The following is a 1,186-nucleotide window of genomic DNA, read 5'->3' as shown; positions in this document are numbered from 1 at the left end:
GCTTTGTAGAAAGTTTTTTGTAGTGCTCTGAATAAGCATTATATTTGGATATTTTTATTTCTAATTTATTGGCTTGCTCGGTTGCCTTCTGTGTATTAGCCGTACTTTGCTCTAACAACTTGCTTAAATACTCCCAATCATAATCGGTAATTTGGGCTTTAGGTGCGCGCTTAGCCATGAGGTAGCCATATTGATTGTAGACATTCTCTACCTTGAATTTTTGCGGGCGAGTTTGGATACTAAGGCGTGAATAACGGTCATAGGTGTTTGTGGTGGTGAGTGTCTCTCCATTGACGGTTAGGGTGGTTGATTTGACCCTGCCAAGTGCATCATAACTTAACTCTTTTTTATAACCATTTGGACCCTTGACAATAGAGAGTTTACCAGTGCCATTTGATTTGGTGTCGTAAGTCCAGGTGCTACTGCCTTCCGCTTCTGTTCTTTGGGTCATTCTGCCGAGTTTGTCGTAGGTCATGGTGCTGGTTTGTCCTTTGGCATCGGTTTGGCTGATGAGTTTGCCTAGGGCGTTATAAGCATAAGTCCAAGTGCCCATATCTGGGTCATTCATCTTGGTTTTGTTGCCCCTAATGTCGTATTCCATAGTGGTGGTAACCCCACCTACAACGGTTTTGATTAGGTTGCCAACACTGTTGTAATGATGCGTAAGCCATGCATTTTTGGGTTCATCTATGCGGATGACTTTACCAATGATATTTTTAGTGATGGTTTTTTGATGTCCTAGGGCGTTGGTTGTAGTGGTGCTTAATCCATTATAGCTAGTAGCACTGGTGGCAGTTTTGCCATTGTCAGCGGGCTTAGTGGTGTTGATAAGTCGGCCAATGGCATCATACTCCGTGGTAACAAAATACTTTTTCTCGTCTTCAAAGTATGGCAAAGATGCTTGCTTAACTCTGCCTAGGTCATCATAATAAATACTAGAGATGGTCTTGCGTCCGTCAAACCCTGTGTGTTGTTCTCTAACTTTACGGTTAAAGCCATCAAAGTAGGTGATTTTAGGAGAGGATCCACTTGTTGCTGTAGTCACCTTGTAAACAAGATCTGCTTGGCGAGAGACATCCATTACCCACCACTCATAGTTGGTTGTGGTGATGGTACTATCGGCTCTTGTTTCCTTGGCTTGTCTGCCGAGTACATCATACTCCCAACTGGTGGTTAGTCCATTTGG

General features: G+C 43.2%; 1 pseudogene. It reads right to left on the bottom strand.

Annotation, left to right across the window (positions count from 1 at the left end):
• Positions 1 to 1,186 (bottom strand): annotated as a pseudogene (locus BHECKSOX2_RS06545) (hypothetical protein); the annotation flags it as partial.

Source organism: thiotrophic endosymbiont of Bathymodiolus puteoserpentis (Logatchev) (genome assembly GCF_900127505.1).
Taxonomy (GTDB): domain Bacteria; phylum Pseudomonadota; class Gammaproteobacteria; order PS1; family Pseudothioglobaceae; genus Thiodubiliella.
The sequence above is the reverse complement of the archived record's forward strand: the minus strand, read 5'-3'. Positions and strand labels throughout refer to the sequence as shown.